Raw genomic sequence first — 17,872 nt, 5'->3', positions numbered from 1 at the left:
TAACATGCGTCTTGGATTATAAATCAAGACCTTATTTTGTAGAACACTATCGTAGCAAATCCTGCAGGCCAGCGATGGTCTGGGGTGGATTCTCTGCTTTGAATACATAGCTTCCGGCCACCAAAACATCTGCGCCGGCTTCCTGCAATTGCTTAGCATTTTTATTGGTTACGCCACCATCTATTTCAATTTTGGTCGTGGCACCTTTTTCCTGAATCATTTTTTTAAGAGTTCGTACTTTATTGTAGGTATTCTCAATAAAACTCTGGCCACCAAATCCTGGGTTCACGCTCATTACGCATACCAAATCTATATCTTGGATGGTATCTTCCAGTACCATTACGTTGGTGTGCGGATTTAATGCTACGCCCGCTTGCATACCTTCAGCTTTTATGGCCTGTAGCGTTCGGTGTAAATGGGTGCAGGCTTCGTAATGCACCGTTAATATGTTAGCTCCCAAAGCGGCAAAGGCCTTGATATAGCGATCTGGGTCCACGATCATTAAATGAACATCAATCGTTTTTTTCGCATGACGGGTAATGGCCTCCAGTACGGGCATCCCAAATGATATATTGGGGACAAATACGCCATCCATAATATCTATATGGAACCAATCGGCCTGGCTGTTGTTCACCATTTCAACGTCGCGTTGTAGGTTGGCAAAATCTGCGGCAAGAATAGAGGGCGCAATTAATGTTTTACTCATAAGTCTAGTAAAAAAGGGTTTAGAAGTCGGCTTAATTTATCGGAAGTGGTATTCACTTTGTTTTGTCTTAGGTAGGTTTTTATCTGTTCCAGCTGCTCATTGGTTTTTACAATTGTGAAGACAGAGCTGTAGGAAGAAAAAATTGGTCCCTGGGTTGTCTTTCTCATAATTTCAAAAACGTCATAATGCCTTGTGTCATTTTTTATTTCCTGTTCATATAAGGATTCAACAGTTTTTTTGTTGCCTTCTAAAACCTGGAAAAAATTCCCCATACCATATAAGAGAATTCCATAAATATTTTTTTCGGCATTATTTTTCAGTGTGGTAGCAAACACGTCCTCAATTTCAGTTTCACCCAGCCCTTCGGTTGCTTTGCTTACATAGCATACTGTATAAGTCATTTATGAAATGATTAGGTTGTATGTGCCAAAGGTACTAATTTTTGAAATGAGACAATAGAATACCTTTTTCTGAAATACATATACCAATATTTTTAAAAAAAACCTCCGGTAATCAGCCGGAGGTCATTCATCAATCAAAAAACGAACAGTATGTTTAAATACTGTAAGTTGCGGTTACTGGGTTGCGTTTAACCCAAATATGTCTTTAAGATTTTGCTTCTTGAAGTGTGCTTTAGGCGTCTTATTGCCTTTTCCTTGATTTGGCGTACACGTTCGCGCGTAAGATCAAAAGTTTCACCTATCTCCTCGAGGGTCATTGGGTGCTGATCTCCCAAGCCAAAATAAAGGCGTACCACATCTGCTTCACGGGGCGTGAGGGTTTCCAGGGCGCGTTCAATTTCGGTACGGAGGGACTCGTGCAATAGTGTACGGTCTGGGTTGGGCGACTCACCACTTCGCAATACATCGTACAGATTGCTGTCTTCACCTTCAACAAGAGGGGCGTCCATGGATACGTGACGGCCAGAGTTTTTCATACTCTCCTTCACGTCGTTAATGGTCATGTCCAGCTCTTTTGCTATTTCCTCGGCAGAGGGCGGGCGCTCGTGTGCTTGCTCTAAAAATGCAAAGGTCTTGTTTATCTTGTTGATGCTACCAATCTTGTTCAACGGAAGACGAACAATACGCGACTGTTCTGCTAAGGCCTGTAGGATAGATTGCCTAATCCACCATACGGCATAGGATATAAATTTGAAACCACGGGTTTCGTCAAAACGCTGTGCGGCTTTTATGAGCCCTAGGTTTCCTTCGTTGATAAGGTCTGGGAGGGTAAGTCCTTGGTTTTGGTATTGTTTAGCCACCGAAACCACGAAACGCAAATTGGCCTTGGTAAGTTTTTCTAACGCTCGTTGGTCGCCAGCCTTTATCTTTTGTGCCAATTCTACCTCTTCGTCTGCGGTGATGAGGTCTACCTTTCCAATTTCTTGAAGGTACTTGTCCAAAGAAGCGGTTTCCCTATTGGTAACCTGCTTTGTAATCTTGAGTTGTCTCATTTAGGTTTGTAAGATTTGAGTGCACCACATTGTGTGGTATTGAGTTATACGTAAAAAGCGCAAAAAAGGTTACAAAGTAGTGATTTTTTTTGAAGGCTATACCCTCAATCGTTCATTGGAAAGCTGATTCCTACTGCGAACGCACCAGCAAATTGTTCAACCGATGGTTGGAAATAGTACGAAAATCCTATATCTACACTTTTGTTTTTTCCCAGCATCAACCCAAAGGAAAAAGGGATATGGTATACGATCCCGCTTTTGTCAATATCCTCGAACTCGGTTACGGTAGTGAACGTTCCAATCGAGGTTCCTATACCTATTTCAATGTAAGGGGATACATAGGGGATTGGGGCGTTTACCCGTGCTTTTCCACCTAGCAAAAAAGAGGTTGTTTCTGCTTTAAACGGGGTTGGGTTGTCGTTAAGGTCTTCCCCGTCGGAACTTGTGGTAACAAAGCCTGCATAGGGTCTAAAATCTACCCACGAAGCCGCTGTTAGGATTAACTCGGCTTGTGCAAAAAAACCATCGTTCACTACATCACTGGTGTCGTAAGGAGCACTCAAACCATAGCCTATTTGGGCTTTTATGGCTTTTTCTTTAATAAATTGAGCTTGGGAAAGAGTTGTGGTTAAGGAGAGGAGCGCCAGTATGAGAAATTTTTTCATCGATTATATTTGGGGTATGAATTGGGGGCAAAAATCATGCTATCTTTTCATTTGTCCAAACAAAATGTATTGAAACATAACAGTATCTCCAGTTTTAACAGACGGATGAAAAAACGAAAATAAATTTCCTTTCTTAATCCGTTATGCATTTTGATAAAATTCCGTCAATTCGTGTGAATTTTATGCTTGTAAAGCTTAAAATTAATATCGAGAATAGGAATTTTTAATTTGAAAAGCTGTTCTCGATACAATTTTTTCTTTCAAAAATCAGAAAAAATCACTCGAACTGACGATTTGCCTATAAATGAATCCGAAATGCGCAGTTGGTTTTCTCAATTAGTTTATACACCACATAAGGATATTTAATCTTTCAACCTTACAAATAACACTAAGGAGCAACCGGGACTATTCTGGGATAGAGTCCCGTGTGGCTTTGTTGAGTTTTATAGAGTCTGCGGCGCGTTTTCTGGCAATGGAGTCTTGTATGGCCATCTTGCGTTTGTTGGCGGCCACCAGGCTGTCAATCTCTGCCTTGCTCATGCTCACTGTGGTGGTGTCCAGGTCGCTATTGTAGTATTGGTGCTTTGTGGTAATGGTAAAACCGTCCTTGGTCACTTCTTCGGTGGGGGTCTTTTTAGTAGTTGTGTTGGTTACCTTCTGGCTATTGTTAGTGGTGGTTGCGCTTTTGTCTTCTGGACTATTCTCGGTATCTAATTTTTGGTTTTCCTTTGTGTTGGTGGCTGTTGGAGTTTCGGTGTTATCGGTTTGTGCTGTGCTGGTGTCTTTTTCCAAAGAGGATCCATTCGTGTTTTCCAATCTTGTTTCGGTAGAATTCTCTTCATTTTTAGATTTGGTTACTGGGGGTGTTTCAGCATGGGGTTCGGCATCTTTTCCTGAATCTTGGAACATAGTTGCTCCTCCAAAAATAAGCAGTGCCAAGATGAGCAACGTACCCGTAAACCATAACCATGCGGCACGCCTGCGCTTTTTCTCTCGCTTTTCCAGGCTGTTGTCCAATCGCTCCCACAATGTTTGTTTTGGAGCTTTTTCGGCGTTCTCCAATCTGTTCTTCAACAGATTTCCTATGTCTTTGTTATGCTCCATGAGTATTGTTTTTTTCAGGTTGCGTAAGGGCCAAAATGCTTTGCTGCAATATTTTTTTGGCGCGGTGATAATTCGATTTTGAAGTGCTTTCAGAAATATTTAAAATACCTGCCACTTCCTTGTGTGAAAACCCATCCAGTTGGTAAAGGTTAAAAACCAGTCTGTACTGGTCCGGTAGTGCCTGTATGCACTGTAGGAGGGTGTCCAATGGCAATGCGGCAACTTCATTCTCCAGATTTGGGGCTGGCAAGGTTTCGTCAAAGGTTTCTACGGGTACGTACTTGTTTTTCTTGTATCTATCTATAGCCTTGAACATGGTGATGCGTTTCATCCAGCCTTCAAAACTGCCCAGGTTTTTGAACTTCTTTATACTGTCAAAGATTACCATAAAGCTGTCGTGCAGGTTGTCTTCGGCCTCTGCAGCATTGCGGCTGTACTTTAACGATACAAAATACAGGGTGTCCTTGTATTGTTTAAAGAGGGCGGCCTGTGCCTTGCGGTCGTTTTTTTTACAGCCTTTTATGAGTTGTTCTTGGGTCAAGTAGTCTGTTTTGTGTTGAAAGGTACTATCATTTTTTGTATGTAAGCGAAATTTATAGCTTGTGCTTTTGCAACAATAATTCCTCTTACCTTTTTATCACCTTTATAGTGTTGCTTCTGTTTTTAGAGGTTATGGTACAGAAATACACCCCGGTAGCTTCGGGTAGGGAGAGCTGTATCGTTTTTTGTTGCTGAAATTTGGAAGTAAACACTATTTGCCCCAAGGCATTGGCAATTGTTACTTCAATGGTACCCAAAGTTCCTTCTGATACGATGTTGAAATCGCCACTGGTTGGGTTGGGGTACGCAATGATTTCTGAATCTTGAAGCGTGTTGTCTTCAGTTCCTAAAATCAAGCTGTTCAATTTCATTAAAAAAGCATCTGCATCTCCGTTAGAGGTTCGGTTAAAAACACCTGCGCCGGGGTGTAGGTCTGCTGTGTCCCTAAATGTTCCGCCAAGGATCACTGCATCATTGGCATCTACAGCAACGGCAACACCAACATCTCTAAGCGATCCTCCCATGCTATAAGCTTCCATGAATATACCTTCGCTATCTAGTTGTAGAATAAATATTTCTTTATCGCCATTAGAGGTTAATTCGTAAGTGCCAGCTCCTGGGTCAAAATCGACCGTTTGTAAAAATTTACCCGAAACTATCACAGCGTCCTGGCTGTTTGTAGTAATTGAAAAGCCTTCGTCTGGTTGGAAATCGTCACTTCCTAGTGCTTTTGCCCAACTAAGTTCACCTGCTTCGGTAAACTTTGCAATTAAAATGTCTGAATCTCCCTGCGATGTAATCTCAAACACACCTGCATTAGGGTCTACATCCATGGTGCCACCAAAACCGCCAGTGATTACTATATTGTTTTCTGAATCTATAGTAGATCCTCTAAGTCGTTGATTAAAATCTCCATTTCCAAAGCCTTTTACCCACACCAATTCTTGTGTGCTGGTATATTTTGCTATAAAGTAGTTTGTTCCTCCAGTACTTGTTAGTTCCTCAACTCCAACGGTTGGGTCAAAATCTGCCGTGCCATCGTATGTACCTGTAATAATTATATTGCTATTAGTGTCTACTAAAACATCGTAGGCAGTTACAAAATCGGGTCCACCAAAAGCGAATACAGATACAAACGCTAATTCTGTAGTTAGTGTGAGCACATAACTATTGCCATCTACAGCATTCAAATTAACAGTAGGCGCATCTGGATCAAAATCTACAGTTTCCTGAAAGACCCCCGTTATAACAAGTTCTCCAGTAGTGTTTTCTGAAATGCCATACACAAAATCTCCTCCAACACCACCCCAGGTTTTCGCGTTGTTAAAGCTACCATCACTGTTTAAGGCTATAATGTAAAAATCATTTCCTCCCTGAGGGGTTACCAGAAATTCACCAGCTCCAGGGTCCAGGTCTATAGGTGCGCTGTGAAACCCTAAAATATATATGGTTCCATTTTCAGTAACTAATAGGTCTACAGGCTGTTCGTATTCTGAAGAGCCAAAAGCTACTGCCCATAAAAAATTTCCATCTTCGTCCAGTTTTTGAAGATATATATCCCTAAATGAGGTAGATGTAAGGTGAAATTCTCCAGCGCCAGGATCAAAATCTACCGTTTCGTTAAAGCCTCCAAGTACGTATACGTTGTTTGAAGCATCGGTTACGATTTTTGAAGCTGTATCGTGGCCAGTGCCTCCAATAGTATTCAACCAGGCTACATCCTGAGCATTGGCGGAGAGCGTGATGGATAGGAAAATAAGAATTAATTTAAAATTTTTCATAACAATTTTTTATGGGTTGTTTCCTTATAGTCCAACCCGAATTGAAAAAGTTGCGTGGGCACATAAAAAAAATCGCCCTCCATTGCTGAAAGGCGATTTTAAATACTTTGAAACGTGCTGTTTAGTCACGGTTTCTGTTTCTATTGTCACGACCTCTGTTATCGCGACCACGGTTTCCACCTTTGTCGTCACGTCTTGGTCTCTCTTGGTAACCCTCTGGTTTTGGCAGGAGCGCCTTCCTGGAAATCTTTTCCTTTCTGGTACGCTTGTCTACACCAAAGTACTTCACATCAAACACATCGCCCATGTTCACAACATCGCTTACGTTCTCTGTGCGTTCCCATGCCAGTTCAGAAACGTGCAGTAATATTTCGTTTCCTGGAGCTTCGGTATATTCTACCACGGCTCCAAAATCCAACATCTTTATTACTTTCACTTCATACACGCTACCCACTTCTGGCTTGAAGGTCAAGGAGTCTATCTTGGCCAGTACAGCATCGATTCCTTCTTGTCCCGTACCCAAGATCTCAACAATTCCCTCTTCGGTTACAGGGTCTTCGTTGATAACGATGGTAGTATCGGTTTCTTTCTGTAGTTCCTGGATCACTTTTCCGCCAGGTCCAATCAAGGCACCAATATACTCGTTGTCTATACGCACGGTTACCATTTTTGGAGCGTAGTCTTTTACGTCTGCTCTTGGTTCAGCAATGGCATCGGTCAATTTCTCAAGGATGTGCAATCTTCCGTCTCTTGCTTGCTTTAGTGCATTTACAAGGATTTCGTACGAAAGACCTTTTACTTTAATATCCATCTGGCACGCGGTAATCCCGTCGGCCGTTCCGGTAACTTTAAAGTCCATATCCCCTAGGTGATCTTCGTCCCCCAAAATATCGGAGAGAACTGCGTATTTTCCGCTGTCGCCATCAGAGATCAACCCCATAGCGATACCCGATACGGGTTTCTTCATTTGTACACCAGCATCCATCATTGCCATGGTCCCTGCACAAACGGTTGCCATAGAAGACGATCCGTTACTTTCCAATACTTCACTAACTACACGCACGGTGTATGGGCAATCTTCTGGCACCATTCCTTTTAGGGCACGTTGTGCAAGGTTTCCGTGTCCAATCTCACGACGGGACGTTCCACGGATAGGTCTTGCTTCTCCTGTACAAAAAGGAGGGAAGTTATAATGTAGGTAGAAATTTTCTTCTCCCTCGTAACTTGGCATGTCAATTTGGTTGCTATCTCTAGAGGTGCCCAAGGTAACCGTAGCCAAGGCTTGCGTCTCACCACGTGTAAATACTGAAGAACCATGCACACTTGGTAGGTAATCTACTTCACACCAAATTGGGCGAACCTCTGTTGTTTTACGACCGTCCAATCGTAACCCTTCGTTCAATGTAAGGTCACGGATTGCAGCTTTTTCGGCAGCACGGTAATATTTTGATACGAGATCGCCAAAGTCTTCCAGCTCCTCTTCAGAAAAGGTAGCTTTTATTTCTTCCTTGATGCTATCAAAGGCAGCACCTCTCTCGTGTTTTGAAGACCCTCCTTTTGCTATGGCATATACTTTATCGTACGCCATATCATGGATTTTCTGCTTCAATGCTTCATCCTCGCGCTCGCCATCGTATTCTCGAACTTCTTTCTTCCCAAATGCTTCGGCCAAACGTACCTGTGCAGCACATTGCACTTTAATGGCTTCATGGGCAGCCTTGATGGCTTCGGTCATTTCTTCTTCTGAAATTTCATCCATTTCACCTTCAACCATCATCACACTGTCTGCAGAGGCACCAATCATCATATCTATATCACTTTGGTCCAATTGCTCTCGTGAAGGATTGATGATAAACTCACCATTTACGCGCCCTACCCGTACTTCTGAAATAGGACACTCAAAAGGAAAGTCTGAAAGTTGTATAGCCGCACTCGCCGCCAATCCTGCCATTGCATCTGGCATAACGTCATCATCGTGGGACATTAACTGTATCATCACCTGCGTTTCGCTGTGATAATCTTTTGGGAACAATGGGCGCAATACACGGTCCACCAGGCGCATCGTTAATACTTCACCGTCGCTGGGGCGTGCTTCACGCTTAAAGAAACCACCGGGATAACGTCCTGCGGCGGCAAATTTTTCACGGTAATCTACCGTTAGGGGTAAGAAATCTAGATCGCTCTGTTTGTAGTTGGACACTACGGTACATAGCAACATACATTTTCCAGACTGTACCACGACTGAGCCGTGTGCCTGTTTTGCTAATTTTCCGGTCTCGATAGAGATTTCTCTACCGTCACCAAGGTCTATAACCTCTTTAAATACTTTAGGTATCATAAAATTTGTTTTTCATTTTGCGCATAGTTATTTGCGCAGTTTACTTGGTCAGGGTTCGATTCTCAAACCCAGTTGTTGTGTTGTGTAGTGTGGTTTGACCAATGAAAAACCTAAGGGTAGCTTTTCTGTCCTTCGGCACTTTATAGGGGCTGAAGGCATTTCTATAAAATTGCTCCACAAATTTTGGTGAAGCAGAAAAAAATATAGGGCCCATAAAGAGCCCTATTATTGTTAATTACTTACGTAATCCTAATTCTTGAACAATGGCACGGTAGCGCATAATGTCCTTCTTCATTAAATAGTTTAGTAAAGAACGACGCTTACCAACCAATTTTACAAGACTACGCTCTGTGTTATAGTCTTTGTGGTTGTTCTTAAGGTGTTTTGTTAAGTGTTCGATACGGTAGGTGAACAAGGCGATTTGTCCTTCAGTAGAACCTGTGTCCTTCTCGTCCTTACCGTGCTTTGCGAAAATTTCCGCTTTTTTTTCTGGTGCTAAATACATGCTAATATTTATGTAAATGATTGTTATGTATGCTTCCGGCTTTCGGAATACGGGTGCAAAAGTACTAAAAGATTTTAGATTTTGGATTTTAGATTGAAGATTTTTGCAATCTTTCCGAATAGTAGTAACCAAAACGGCGGGCAAAGCAGCCCGTTTACTACAAGTCCGCCGCAGCGGACGTCCTACCGTCTACCTACTACCAACTACCTGGAAATTATCTCAATCTCCACCCGGCGGTCAAACTTGTCGCCTTTGCCAGTGGGGTAGCGGTAAGCATAGCCACGGGAGCTCATACGCTTTTTATCAATACCGTGGTCTGCCAGATAGTTGTAGATGCGCTTGGCACGTGCCTCACTCAAATTATTCTTGCCCGTACGGTTGTTGTAACCGTCTCTCCCGGGGTCGTAACTTTTGCCACAACATACATGGCCCAAAATCCTGAAGGTAATGCTTTTGTTTTCCTTTAAGTACACCAGTAGCTCTTCCAACGCTTGTTTGCTGTCGTTTCTAATATCATCACGTCCGGGATAAAAGTGGATGCCTTTTATTTCTTGCTTTGTACCTACTTCCAGTTTTTCAAAATCGTTTATTTTTTCGGGAAGTTTTGTTGGGCTGGCCGTATTGCTCTTAAATGCCAATTGCTCTTTGTAGATGGGCCAGGTCATGATATCTACCCTTCGGTTTTCTTCCTCGTCGCCTTCCAGCTCCCCAAAGCCGTTCGCTATAATAGTGGTATATCCCTTAAACCTCGCTTTAACAGCATTGGCACGGCGTTCCGAGAGCTTCAGGTTGTAGATGGAGTCTGCAGGGCTGCTTGCGTAGCCTTTAAGGACAATACTATCGGTACGTTTTAAGGAGCTTTTTTGAATGCTGTCTATAAATTTTTTCTGTGCCTTTGTTACCGTGTAGCTGTCGTTTTTAAAATAGATAGACCACGGGCCACCCTGTTGCTGTCCCAATCCAAAAAGTGGGATACACATGAAGATAAAAGTCGCAATTATAATACGCATGACTCTTTAGGGTGCTTTAGATTTCAGTTGAAATTTATACTGAATTAAACTAAAAGGCGTTATAAATGTCCTAATCTAGAACAACAACGAAAACCTAAAATTATGAAAACCCTACACAAAACACTAATCTTAGCGTCACTTTTAAGTAGTAGTATTTTTCTGAATAGCTGCGATAAAGAAGATGAAACACAACCCGTCCAAGAGTATTCTGCTGATGAAGCAGCACTTGCTGCCCAAGCCGATACTGCTATTGAGGGCACCATAACCATTATGGAAAACGGCTATGATGAAAGCGACGCCGCCCGAAACACCAGTATTTCCTTGTTCCCCGAATGTACCTCTATAGGTTTTGAGCCCAATGGGGACGGCACCGGAACCATTACCTTAGATTTTGGAACTGGCTGCACACTTAATAACGGTGCCACTGTCTCAGGTGTCATTATATTGGCCTACGAAGCCATCGTGAACGATTCTCGAGTGATACACTACACTTTTGACAATTACTTTTACAATGGCAATGGCGTGGAAGGCGGTGGTGAGATTTTACGTGAATTAACCAACAATAATGGCAACCCACAATCTACGGTAAACGAAACTATTACGGTTACTTTCCCCAGCAGCACTACAACCGCTACCCGCAACGGACTTCGTATTGCAGAGTGGGTGGAAGGTGTTGGTTCTGGCACATGGATAGATAATGTATATCATGTCACCGGAAACTGGGACACCGCCTTTACCAACGGCTTTGAGCGCTCTGGTGTGGTAACCGAGACCTTGGTGCGTAGATTGAACTGCCCTTATTTGGTAAGCGGTGTACTGGAGGTGACCCAAGACGGTCTAACGGGCTCTTTGGATTTTGGCAATGGCGATTGCGACGCCCAGGCTACTTTTACCTTTAATGGGGTGGATTATCCTATATTTTTGTAAAGACCCTCCCTAAAGAATACAAAAAAACCACTCAAATCGAGTGGTTTTTTCTTATGCGGTTTTCTCTCTAAGGGGTTGGTTTTGTACCAAGTCCAGATAAAGGTTTATTTTTTGTTTTAAATCTTTACGATGAGTAATAAAATCGAGGAACCCGTGGTCCAGTACAAACTCTGCACTCTGGAAACCTTCCGGGAGGTCTTTTCCTGTGGTGTCTTTTACTACACGTGGCCCTGCAAAACCTATCAAGGCTCCGGGTTCACTTATGTTTATATCTCCAAGCATAGCAAAACTTGCTGTGGTACCACCTGTTGTAGGGTCGGTACATAGGGAGATGTACGGTATTTTGGCATCTGCCAATCGGGCCAGTTTTGCACTGGTCTTGGCCAATTGCATCAAGGAAAGGGCTGCTTCCATCATACGGGCACCACCACTTTTGCTTATGAGCAGGAATGGAATTTTGTTCTTCAGTGAATAATCTGCAGCGCGTGCAATTTTTTCGCCCACGACGCTTCCCATGGAGCCGCCAATAAAGCTAAAGTCCATACAGGCCACGACCAAATCATTGCCCATGGATTTACCAACGGCAGTGCGCACAGCATCTTTTAAGCCCGTTTTCTTTTGGGCATCCTTTAGGCGGTCTGTATATTTCTTCTTGTCTTCAAATTTTAGGGGATCCTTTGACTCTAGGTTTTTGTCCAGTTCTTTAAATTTATTATCGTCAAAGAGTATCTGGAAATATTCTTTACTCCCTATACGAACGTGGTAGCCGTCTTCCGGGCTTACATAAAAGTTGTTCTCCAGCTCGTCCGCATCAACAATCTTCCCGGTGGGGCTTTTGTACCAGAGGCCGCGAGGGACATCTTTCTTTTCTTCGGTAGGGGTTTGTATTCCTTTTTTAGTTCTTTTAAACCAAGACATATTTTTTTGTATTGAGGAGGTTTTGTTATTCAAATATAGGAAATATTATAGTGTGTTTACGTTGTTTAAGTCCTCAAAACATCGCGTTAAGCGTTTCTTGAAGGTTAACTCACACTCACGCAACCACTTTCGTGGGTCGTAGTATTTTTTGTTGGGAAGGTCGTCTCCTTCGGGGTTTCCTATTTGTGTCTTAAGGTATTCCAGTTTATTGGTCATATAGTCACGGGCCCCTTCAGTATACGCAAATTGGAGATCGGTGTCGATATTCATCTTAATAACACCATACCCAATGGCCTCACGTATTTCTTCTAGGGAAGAGCCACTTCCCCCGTGGAACACGAAATCGATAGGGTTGTGTCCCGTGTTGAATTTTTTCTGAACGTACTCTTGGGAATTTTTCAGGATGATGGGAGTTAATTTCACATTTCCTGGTTTATACACCCCGTGTACATTTCCGAAGGCGGCAGCTATGGTAAACTGGTCGCTCACTTTCATTAATTCTTCATAGGCATAGGCAACTTCGTCCGGTTGTGTGTAGAGCTTGGACGAATCCACATCGGTATTGTCCACACCATCTTCCTCGCCACCAGTGATGCCCAATTCAATTTCAAGGGTCATTCCCATTTTGGACATGCGCTCCAAATATCTTTTCGAGATTTCAATGTTCTCTTCGATGGGCTCTTCTGAAAGATCTATCATATGGGAGCTGTATAAAGGCTTTCCGTGTTGTTTGTAGTGTGCTTCACCAGCATCCAACAGGCCATCTATCCAGGGGAGGAGTTTTTTGGCACAATGATCTGTGTGCATAATTACCGTGGCACCGTACAATTTTGCCAATTCGTGCACATGTTTTGCACCTGCAACACCACCAGCGATAGCTGCTTTCTGGTTATCGTTAGAAAGACCTTTCCCTGCGTTGAAATGGCAACCGCCATTAGAAAATTGTACTATAACGGGTGAGTTCAGTTCGGCAGCTGTTTCCAATACGGTGTTCACGGTGCTGGAACTGGTAACATTTACAGCGGGTAGCGCAAATGCTTTTTCCTTCGCTAGTTTGTGTATTTGTTGCACTTGTCTGCCGGTAGCAACGCCCGGTAAAATATCGTGGCTCATAGTAGCATGTTTTGAGCCACAAAAATAACAAAAATTGCTGGCTTAGAAGGGATAGTTGATCCCTATGTTATACACAGCGTTCTTAAAATTGTAGTCTTTGAACCACCGTTGGCCTTCGGGGCGTCCTGGGTCGTGGGTTTTAAAACCAATATCGAATCGTAATACGAAGAAACCAAAATCGTAGCGTATCCCAAAACCACTGGCTACGGCGAGTTCTTTCAGGTCTTGAAGCCCGTCAAAATTGTATTCTGGGTTATCGGACAGTTCGTCCGCTACATTCCAGATATTTCCTACGTCCACAAAGAAGGCTCCCTTAAATGCGCCAAGAATAGTGTATCTATATTCGGCATTAAAGGCCAATTTAAAGTTAGCTTCGTTAAAATCGAAAACCCCACCACTGCTTCCCGGCCCTAAGCTATAGGCTCTCCACCCACGGTTGTCGTTTGTTCCTCCTGCAAAGTAACTACGGGTAAACGGGATGTTGTTTGCGTTTCCGTAAGGGATTGCCAGTCCAATAAAAGCTCTTGTAGCAAAAACATTATTGTCAAAAAGGGTCCAGTGTTTTATTATTTCAGCTTCTCCCTTAATATATTGTGAATATGCCACACCTCCAATTTCTTTATTGCCGTTTTCATTTTCTTCGGCGCCCGTTAGCGCAGCGATTCCGGAGAGGATTGTGCCTGCAGAGGCCAATTTCCAGCGAAAGCGCGTCCAGCTCTTATCAAAAATATTTTCCCGGGTGTCCTGTAGCCAGGTAAACGCTGTGGCAAATATGAGATTGTTTTCGCTAAGTCTTGTTCTTCGTTCAGCTATGCTCAAAATTTCATCAAACTGCTCGTCGGTAACATTCAGGTCGGGGTCTTGGTTTATAAGGACATCGTTCAAAAAATCATCGGTCTCGCCAGGGATGGCCAATCGTGGGGAGTCTAGCATTTGTTCGTTACTGAAATCGTATCCGGTTGCAATGGCCAGTTCATTGAGCCTTTCGTAGGAGCTCTGGTACACATTGAAATAGTTATCTACGTTCAGGTTTCGTACATACTGTATATCAAAAAGGTCAAATTCGTTGGTTCTTATCTTGGCAGGTTTCCAGCGGTAATTGAATTTCCCCGAATAGTTTTGCCTGTCCAGTCCTATATTGTTCTGTAAATTAAGCCCAACGCTCAAATTTGTGGAGGGCGACATATACTTGGGGATAAATTTATCGGTATTGAGTGGAAACAGGATTCTGGGAAACGAAAGGCGTACGTTGGTCCCAATATCTGAAGTGCCAAAAAACCCAACATTCCTATCGGCCGAGGATCCTACACTGCCACCTCCCGAAAGCTGGAGGGTCTCAGCTCCCCGAAATATATTCCTAATGAGCAGCGACGTACTAAAACCTATCCCGAATGGCTGGAGGGCAGAGGTGTAAGCATCAAAACTGGTGTCCAGGGTATACTTTTTCTGTGGTGTTAATAAAATGGTTGCAATAAGCCCTAAACTATCTTGGGGATCTTCCTGATAGGAAATGTTGGGATATTTAAAAATCTTCAGGTCACTAATCTGGTTGTAGGTGAGATTTCGGTCTATATCACTAAAAATACTATCGGGGGCAATGGAGAGTGCATCGGTAATTGCTTTGGGCCTGTATTTTATTTTTTCATACCCGTACAACTTATATCCATTGTGGGTAATCGAGTCTGTAAAGGTTTTGTTGTTATTGGCAAAGGTGTAATCTGTCACCACGCGAACATCGTTCACCGTGTAAATTTTAAAAGGTTCGGTGTAGGTTGTGTCTCCACTTGGAATGCGCCTATCTGGGATTACGTATGTGATATTGGCTTTATGGCCTGTGTTTACGGTATCGCCCTTAAAGGTTACGTAATCCTGGTCAAAATAATACATACCGGAATTTCTGAATTCGATAGTAAGCCTGTCTATCTCGTTTACAAAGTTGCTTCGGTTGTATTGCTCTCCCTCTTTTATGAACGATTCATTTTTTGAGAGTTTGAAAAGGGAGTCTACTGCGGGCGAGCTTATATTGTAGGCAATAGAATCTATAAAATACGGCTTATACTTCTTAACATCGTACAGCACTTGGGCACGTTTCTCCTTGCTGGAATCCTTTAGCACTTGGTGTGAAGCTTCGGCATTAAAGTAACCCAGGCTGGCGTAATAGCGTTCCAGTTGGGTAACAGATTTTTCATTTCGGTCTTCAGAGACTATCACGGGGGCGTCACCGGCACGCTGTAAAAACTGGTTGAATTTTATATAGGAACTATCCAGTGCCTCCAGTTGTTTTCTGGACAAGAACTTTACCAATCGTTCTTCACGTCTTGGCTTTTTGTCCAACCAAGCTTGAAAGGTAGAGTCTGGTTTAGGGTCGGCCAGGTTGTAAATGTGAAGCCCTATGGGCACACCCAACAAAGGGAATTTTGTATTGGGGCGTTGTGTGAGATACGCGTAGGGCTCATTTTTCTTAACCTCTTCACCGTCCACATTTATGGTGTTGTCCGTAAGTAAAAATTCGCCATCGGGCACATATTTTACTGCATTACAGGATGCCAAGAGCAGGGCAACTCCTAAAATAAATGCTACTTTTGTAAGGTTTTGGAACAAGCTGTTGTCTTTACTGAAATTCAAAAATAGATAAATTTGATAAGTAAAAGTGAAATAAAATCAATAACGCAATTACAGCAAAAAAAGTACCGTGATTTGCGTACCCTTTTTATTGCTGAAGGACCCAAAGTTATTCGCGAGCTTATTGCCGAAAGAGTAGCATTGCGCAGTTTGTATACTACTGAAATCTCAGCAGCATACGAAGTCCCTGCCACCCAAATTACCCAGCAGGAACTCAAAAAGATAAGCAACCTAAAAACAGCCAATACCGCACTGGCTGTTTTTGAAAAGCCCGATCCCCAAAAAATTGAAGACTCTGGGCTTATCGTCGCACTGGATGCGGTGCGGGATCCCGGTAATCTGGGAACCATAATCAGGTTGTGCGATTGGTTTGGGGTAGCGCAACTCCTATGTTCCCAGGACACGGCAGACTGTTACAACCCAAAGGTGATACAGGCCACTATGGGTAGTATCGCAAGAGTTTCAGTACACTATGTTTCCTTGGAAGAAACTTTCAGAAACTCAACATTGCCCATTTTTGGTGCCTTTATGGACGGCAGTACTGTTTATAAAAAGAAATTACCCCAAGAGGGAATTATCGTAATGGGGAATGAGGCCAATGGTATCTCAGATAAAATTTCAGCACTCATTTCAGAAAGGATAAGCATTCCGCAATTTGGGAAAACAACTACCGAGAGTTTGAATGTTGCCACCGCAACCGCTATTTTGTTGAGCGAGTTTAAACGTGCCTATTGAAAGGTAAAGTTTATAAAAACCCCTCTGGTTTTTAAGCTGCTTATGTTTCCCGTCCAAGGGGAATTAGGGTTTTCGTCCCGTACCAATTCGTCACTTGTTGCAAATACACCGCGAATGGAAGGGGTAAATTTAAAGTAATACAGGTAAAAATCTATACCAAAACCAAGTTCAAAATAGCTGGTTCCCTTGGTCATCCTAAACTGTCCCTCTTCGTTATCCTGTGGGTTTTCCTCATTACTGGAAAGATTGAAAGAGCGGGATACCCCACCCACGATAAAGGGTTTAAAGTTGTTCAATCTCTCGGTAGAGAATTTTACCAGCAACGGGACGTGGATGTAGGTAGATTTTGTTTCACGGAGAAAGTCGCGTTCTTCTTCAAAATTTGGGAAGAAAAGGTTTCGCTGCGCAAAATAGAGACCGGGCTCCAATCGCAGGTTTATGTAACGGTTTATACGCATATCGCCAATGAGGCCTACGTTAAAACCGGCTTGGTTTTCAACTAAAATATCGGTATTGTCATCCTGTGCCTGCTCTTCGTATTCAATCTTGAAATCGTAACTGTTAAAGCCCAAGAAGTATCCCCAGGTCAAGAAACGGTTGTCGAACGTTTCCAGATTTGCAAGACGTTCTTTGCTAAAAAGTTGTGCGTTAGCTGTTTGTGCCAAAAAAGCAATTGCCAGTATAAAAAATAGTCTCTTCTTCATTATTTGCTTGCCGTATAAATAGTAGCTACACCCAAGGTTTGTGGTTTGTTTTCCACCTCTATAAACCCAATTTTTCGTAAAATATTGTTGAGGCGTTCCCCATGCGGGAAAACAGCCGCACTATCACTCAAATACCTGTACGCCACTTTATCTTTTGAAAATAACTTACCAATTAAGGGCAATATACCCTTGGAGTAAAAATAATATCCTTGTTTCCAGGGAAAACTGGTAGGGACCGATGTTTCCAAGATTACGAAAAATCCCTGTGGTTTGAGTACGCGAAGTATTTCGGCCAATCCTTTTTCGAGGTTCTCGAAATTTCGGATGCCAAATGAAACCGAAATAGCATCAAAGCTATTGTCCTCAAAAGGTAACTGTTCGCTATCTCCCTTCACGAAGCTTACTTTTTTCGAGATCGCTTTTCCTTCAATTTTTTTACGTGCCACAGAGAGCATTCCCTCGCTCAGGTCGAGTCCAACGACGTGTTCTGCGGGAATTTTTGAGGCAAATTGTAATGCAAGGTCGCCAGTTCCGGTAGCAATGTCCAATATAGATTTTGGCGCTGTCTGTGCCACCAATTTTACCACTTTCCTGCGCCATTTTTGGTCTATCCCCAGCGATATTACGCGGTTAAGCCCATCATAATTGCCAGAAATGGTGTCGAACATTTGCTCTACCTGTTCCTTTTTACTGCGGTCTTTGTCTTTATAGGGGGTTACTTTCTCTTCCATAGGTTTTTGCGGGTGCAAAG

Annotated in this window: 17 protein-coding genes; 2 read left to right on the top strand and 15 right to left on the bottom strand. The window is 42.9% G+C overall.

What is annotated here, in order from left to right; translation table 11 throughout:
* Positions 1-46: 46 nt before the first annotated feature.
* The 10 genes from rpe to C8D94_RS12820 all read right to left on the bottom strand — a co-directional run bounded on the left by rpe (position 47) and on the right by C8D94_RS12820 (position 10,102).
* A complete protein-coding gene (rpe, locus tag C8D94_RS12865; protein WP_115124371.1) occupies positions 47-706 on the bottom strand; it encodes a ribulose-phosphate 3-epimerase in 660 nt (219 codons plus the stop codon).
* Positions 703-1,107 carry a BLUF domain-containing protein gene (locus C8D94_RS12860; protein ID WP_115124370.1) on the bottom strand — a complete coding sequence of 135 codons (405 nt, stop codon included), beginning with the start codon at positions 1,105-1,107 and terminating at the stop codon, positions 703-705. Before C8D94_RS12860 ends, rpe begins: the two co-directional genes overlap by 4 nt.
* Before the next feature lie 188 nt (positions 1,108-1,295).
* Positions 1,296-2,159, bottom strand: coding sequence for a sigma-70 family RNA polymerase sigma factor (locus C8D94_RS12855; protein ID WP_115124369.1), 864 nt, complete (start codon positions 2,157-2,159; stop codon positions 1,296-1,298).
* Between the two features lie 104 nt (positions 2,160-2,263).
* Positions 2,264-2,824, bottom strand: coding sequence for a hypothetical protein (locus tag C8D94_RS12850; protein WP_115124368.1), 561 nt, complete (start codon positions 2,822-2,824; stop codon positions 2,264-2,266).
* Positions 2,825-3,229: 405 nt separating this feature from the next.
* A complete protein-coding gene (locus C8D94_RS12845; protein WP_115124367.1) occupies positions 3,230-3,928 on the bottom strand; it encodes a hypothetical protein in 699 nt (232 codons plus the stop codon).
* The gene (locus C8D94_RS12840) at positions 3,918-4,469 is read right to left on the bottom strand and encodes an RNA polymerase sigma factor (protein ID WP_115124366.1); all 552 of its coding nucleotides are present in this window, start codon (positions 4,467-4,469) and stop codon (positions 3,918-3,920) included. Before C8D94_RS12840 ends, C8D94_RS12845 begins: the two co-directional genes overlap by 11 nt.
* Positions 4,470-4,554: 85 nt before the next feature.
* Positions 4,555-6,249, bottom strand: coding sequence for a T9SS type A sorting domain-containing protein (locus C8D94_RS12835; RefSeq protein WP_115124365.1), 1,695 nt, complete (start codon positions 6,247-6,249; stop codon positions 4,555-4,557).
* 121 nt (positions 6,250-6,370) lie between these two features.
* On the bottom strand, positions 6,371-8,587 hold the full coding sequence (locus C8D94_RS12830) for a polyribonucleotide nucleotidyltransferase (RefSeq protein WP_115124364.1): 2,217 nt from the start codon (positions 8,585-8,587) through the stop codon (positions 6,371-6,373).
* A 235-nt stretch (positions 8,588-8,822) separates the two neighbouring features.
* On the bottom strand, positions 8,823-9,092 hold the full coding sequence (gene rpsO / locus C8D94_RS12825) for a 30S ribosomal protein S15 (protein WP_115124503.1): 270 nt from the start codon (positions 9,090-9,092) through the stop codon (positions 8,823-8,825).
* Positions 9,093-9,295: 203 nt separating this feature from the next.
* The gene (locus C8D94_RS12820) at positions 9,296-10,102 is read right to left on the bottom strand and encodes an OmpA family protein (RefSeq protein ID WP_115124363.1); all 807 of its coding nucleotides are present in this window, start codon (positions 10,100-10,102) and stop codon (positions 9,296-9,298) included.
* A 102-nt stretch (positions 10,103-10,204) separates the two neighbouring features.
* Here C8D94_RS12820 and C8D94_RS12815 point away from each other — a divergent pair, with 102 nt between their 5' ends.
* The gene (locus C8D94_RS12815; protein WP_115124362.1) at positions 10,205-11,029 is read left to right on the top strand and encodes a hypothetical protein; all 825 of its coding nucleotides are present in this window, start codon (positions 10,205-10,207) and stop codon (positions 11,027-11,029) included.
* Positions 11,030-11,080: 51 nt separating this feature from the next.
* Here the strand turns inward: C8D94_RS12815 and accD are convergent, their stop codons facing one another.
* From accD to tamL, 3 genes are read right to left on the bottom strand one after another with little or no spacing between them, the layout of a single operon-like run.
* Positions 11,081-11,947, bottom strand: coding sequence for an acetyl-CoA carboxylase, carboxyltransferase subunit beta (gene accD, locus C8D94_RS12810; protein ID WP_115124361.1), 867 nt, complete (start codon positions 11,945-11,947; stop codon positions 11,081-11,083).
* A 45-nt stretch (positions 11,948-11,992) separates the two neighbouring features.
* Complete coding sequence (fbaA, locus tag C8D94_RS12805) at positions 11,993-13,060, bottom strand: class II fructose-bisphosphate aldolase (RefSeq protein ID WP_115124360.1); 1,068 nt, start codon at positions 13,058-13,060, stop codon at positions 11,993-11,995.
* Positions 13,061-13,102: 42 nt separating this feature from the next.
* Positions 13,103-15,685 carry a translocation and assembly module lipoprotein TamL gene (tamL, locus tag C8D94_RS12800; RefSeq protein WP_115124359.1) on the bottom strand — a complete coding sequence of 861 codons (2,583 nt, stop codon included), beginning with the start codon at positions 15,683-15,685 and terminating at the stop codon, positions 13,103-13,105.
* 12 nt (positions 15,686-15,697) lie between these two features.
* Here tamL and C8D94_RS12795 point away from each other — a divergent pair, with 12 nt between their 5' ends.
* On the top strand, positions 15,698-16,417 hold the full coding sequence (locus tag C8D94_RS12795) for a TrmH family RNA methyltransferase (RefSeq protein ID WP_115124358.1): 720 nt from the start codon (positions 15,698-15,700) through the stop codon (positions 16,415-16,417).
* Here the strand turns inward: C8D94_RS12795 and porT are convergent.
* Both porT and ubiE read right to left on the bottom strand, forming a co-directional pair.
* Positions 16,411-17,121: a type IX secretion/gliding motility protein PorT/SprT gene (gene porT, locus C8D94_RS12790; RefSeq protein WP_115124357.1), complete on the bottom strand. Its 711-nt coding sequence runs from the start codon at positions 17,119-17,121 to the stop codon at positions 16,411-16,413. The genes C8D94_RS12795 and porT overlap by 7 nt on opposite strands.
* Entirely contained in the window at positions 17,121-17,852 is a 732-nt protein-coding gene (gene ubiE / locus C8D94_RS12785) for a bifunctional demethylmenaquinone methyltransferase/2-methoxy-6-polyprenyl-1,4-benzoquinol methylase UbiE (protein WP_115124356.1), read from the bottom strand. The genes porT and ubiE overlap by 1 nt, the downstream gene beginning before the upstream one ends.
* Between the last annotated feature and the right edge of the window lie 20 nt (positions 17,853-17,872).

Source organism: Marinirhabdus gelatinilytica, assembly GCF_003353425.1.
GTDB classification, from domain to species: Bacteria; Bacteroidota; Bacteroidia; order Flavobacteriales; family Flavobacteriaceae; genus Marinirhabdus; species Marinirhabdus gelatinilytica.
The sequence above is the reverse complement of the archived record's forward strand: the minus strand, read 5'-3'. Positions and strand labels throughout refer to the sequence as shown.

Bases quoted from the DNA above. Each gene is read 5' to 3' on its own strand.
- porT (WP_115124357.1), bottom strand. From the start codon at position 17,121: ATGAAGAAGAGACTATTTTTTATACTGGCAATTGCTTTTTTGGCACAA.
- rpsO (WP_115124503.1), bottom strand. From the start codon at position 9,092: ATGTATTTAGCACCAGAAAAAAAAGCGGAAATTTTCGCAAAGCACGGT.
- C8D94_RS12830 (WP_115124364.1), bottom strand. From the start codon at position 8,587: ATGATACCTAAAGTATTTAAAGAGGTTATAGACCTTGGTGACGGTAGA.
- C8D94_RS12845 (WP_115124367.1), bottom strand. From the start codon at position 3,928: ATGGAGCATAACAAAGACATAGGAAATCTGTTGAAGAACAGATTGGAG.
- rpe (WP_115124371.1), bottom strand. From the start codon at position 706: ATGAGTAAAACATTAATTGCGCCCTCTATTCTTGCCGCAGATTTTGCC.
- C8D94_RS12855 (WP_115124369.1), bottom strand. From the start codon at position 2,159: ATGAGACAACTCAAGATTACAAAGCAGGTTACCAATAGGGAAACCGCT.
- C8D94_RS12820 (WP_115124363.1), bottom strand. From the start codon at position 10,102: ATGCGTATTATAATTGCGACTTTTATCTTCATGTGTATCCCACTTTTT.
- fbaA (WP_115124360.1), bottom strand. From the start codon at position 13,060: ATGAGCCACGATATTTTACCGGGCGTTGCTACCGGCAGACAAGTGCAA.
- ubiE (WP_115124356.1), bottom strand. From the start codon at position 17,852: ATGGAAGAGAAAGTAACCCCCTATAAAGACAAAGACCGCAGTAAAAAG.
- C8D94_RS12835 (WP_115124365.1), bottom strand. From the start codon at position 6,249: ATGAAAAATTTTAAATTAATTCTTATTTTCCTATCCATCACGCTCTCC.
- C8D94_RS12860 (WP_115124370.1), bottom strand. From the start codon at position 1,107: ATGACTTATACAGTATGCTATGTAAGCAAAGCAACCGAAGGGCTGGGT.
- accD (WP_115124361.1), bottom strand. From the start codon at position 11,947: ATGTCTTGGTTTAAAAGAACTAAAAAAGGAATACAAACCCCTACCGAA.
- C8D94_RS12815 (WP_115124362.1), top strand. From the start codon at position 10,205: ATGAAAACCCTACACAAAACACTAATCTTAGCGTCACTTTTAAGTAGT.
- C8D94_RS12850 (WP_115124368.1), bottom strand. From the start codon at position 2,824: ATGAAAAAATTTCTCATACTGGCGCTCCTCTCCTTAACCACAACTCTT.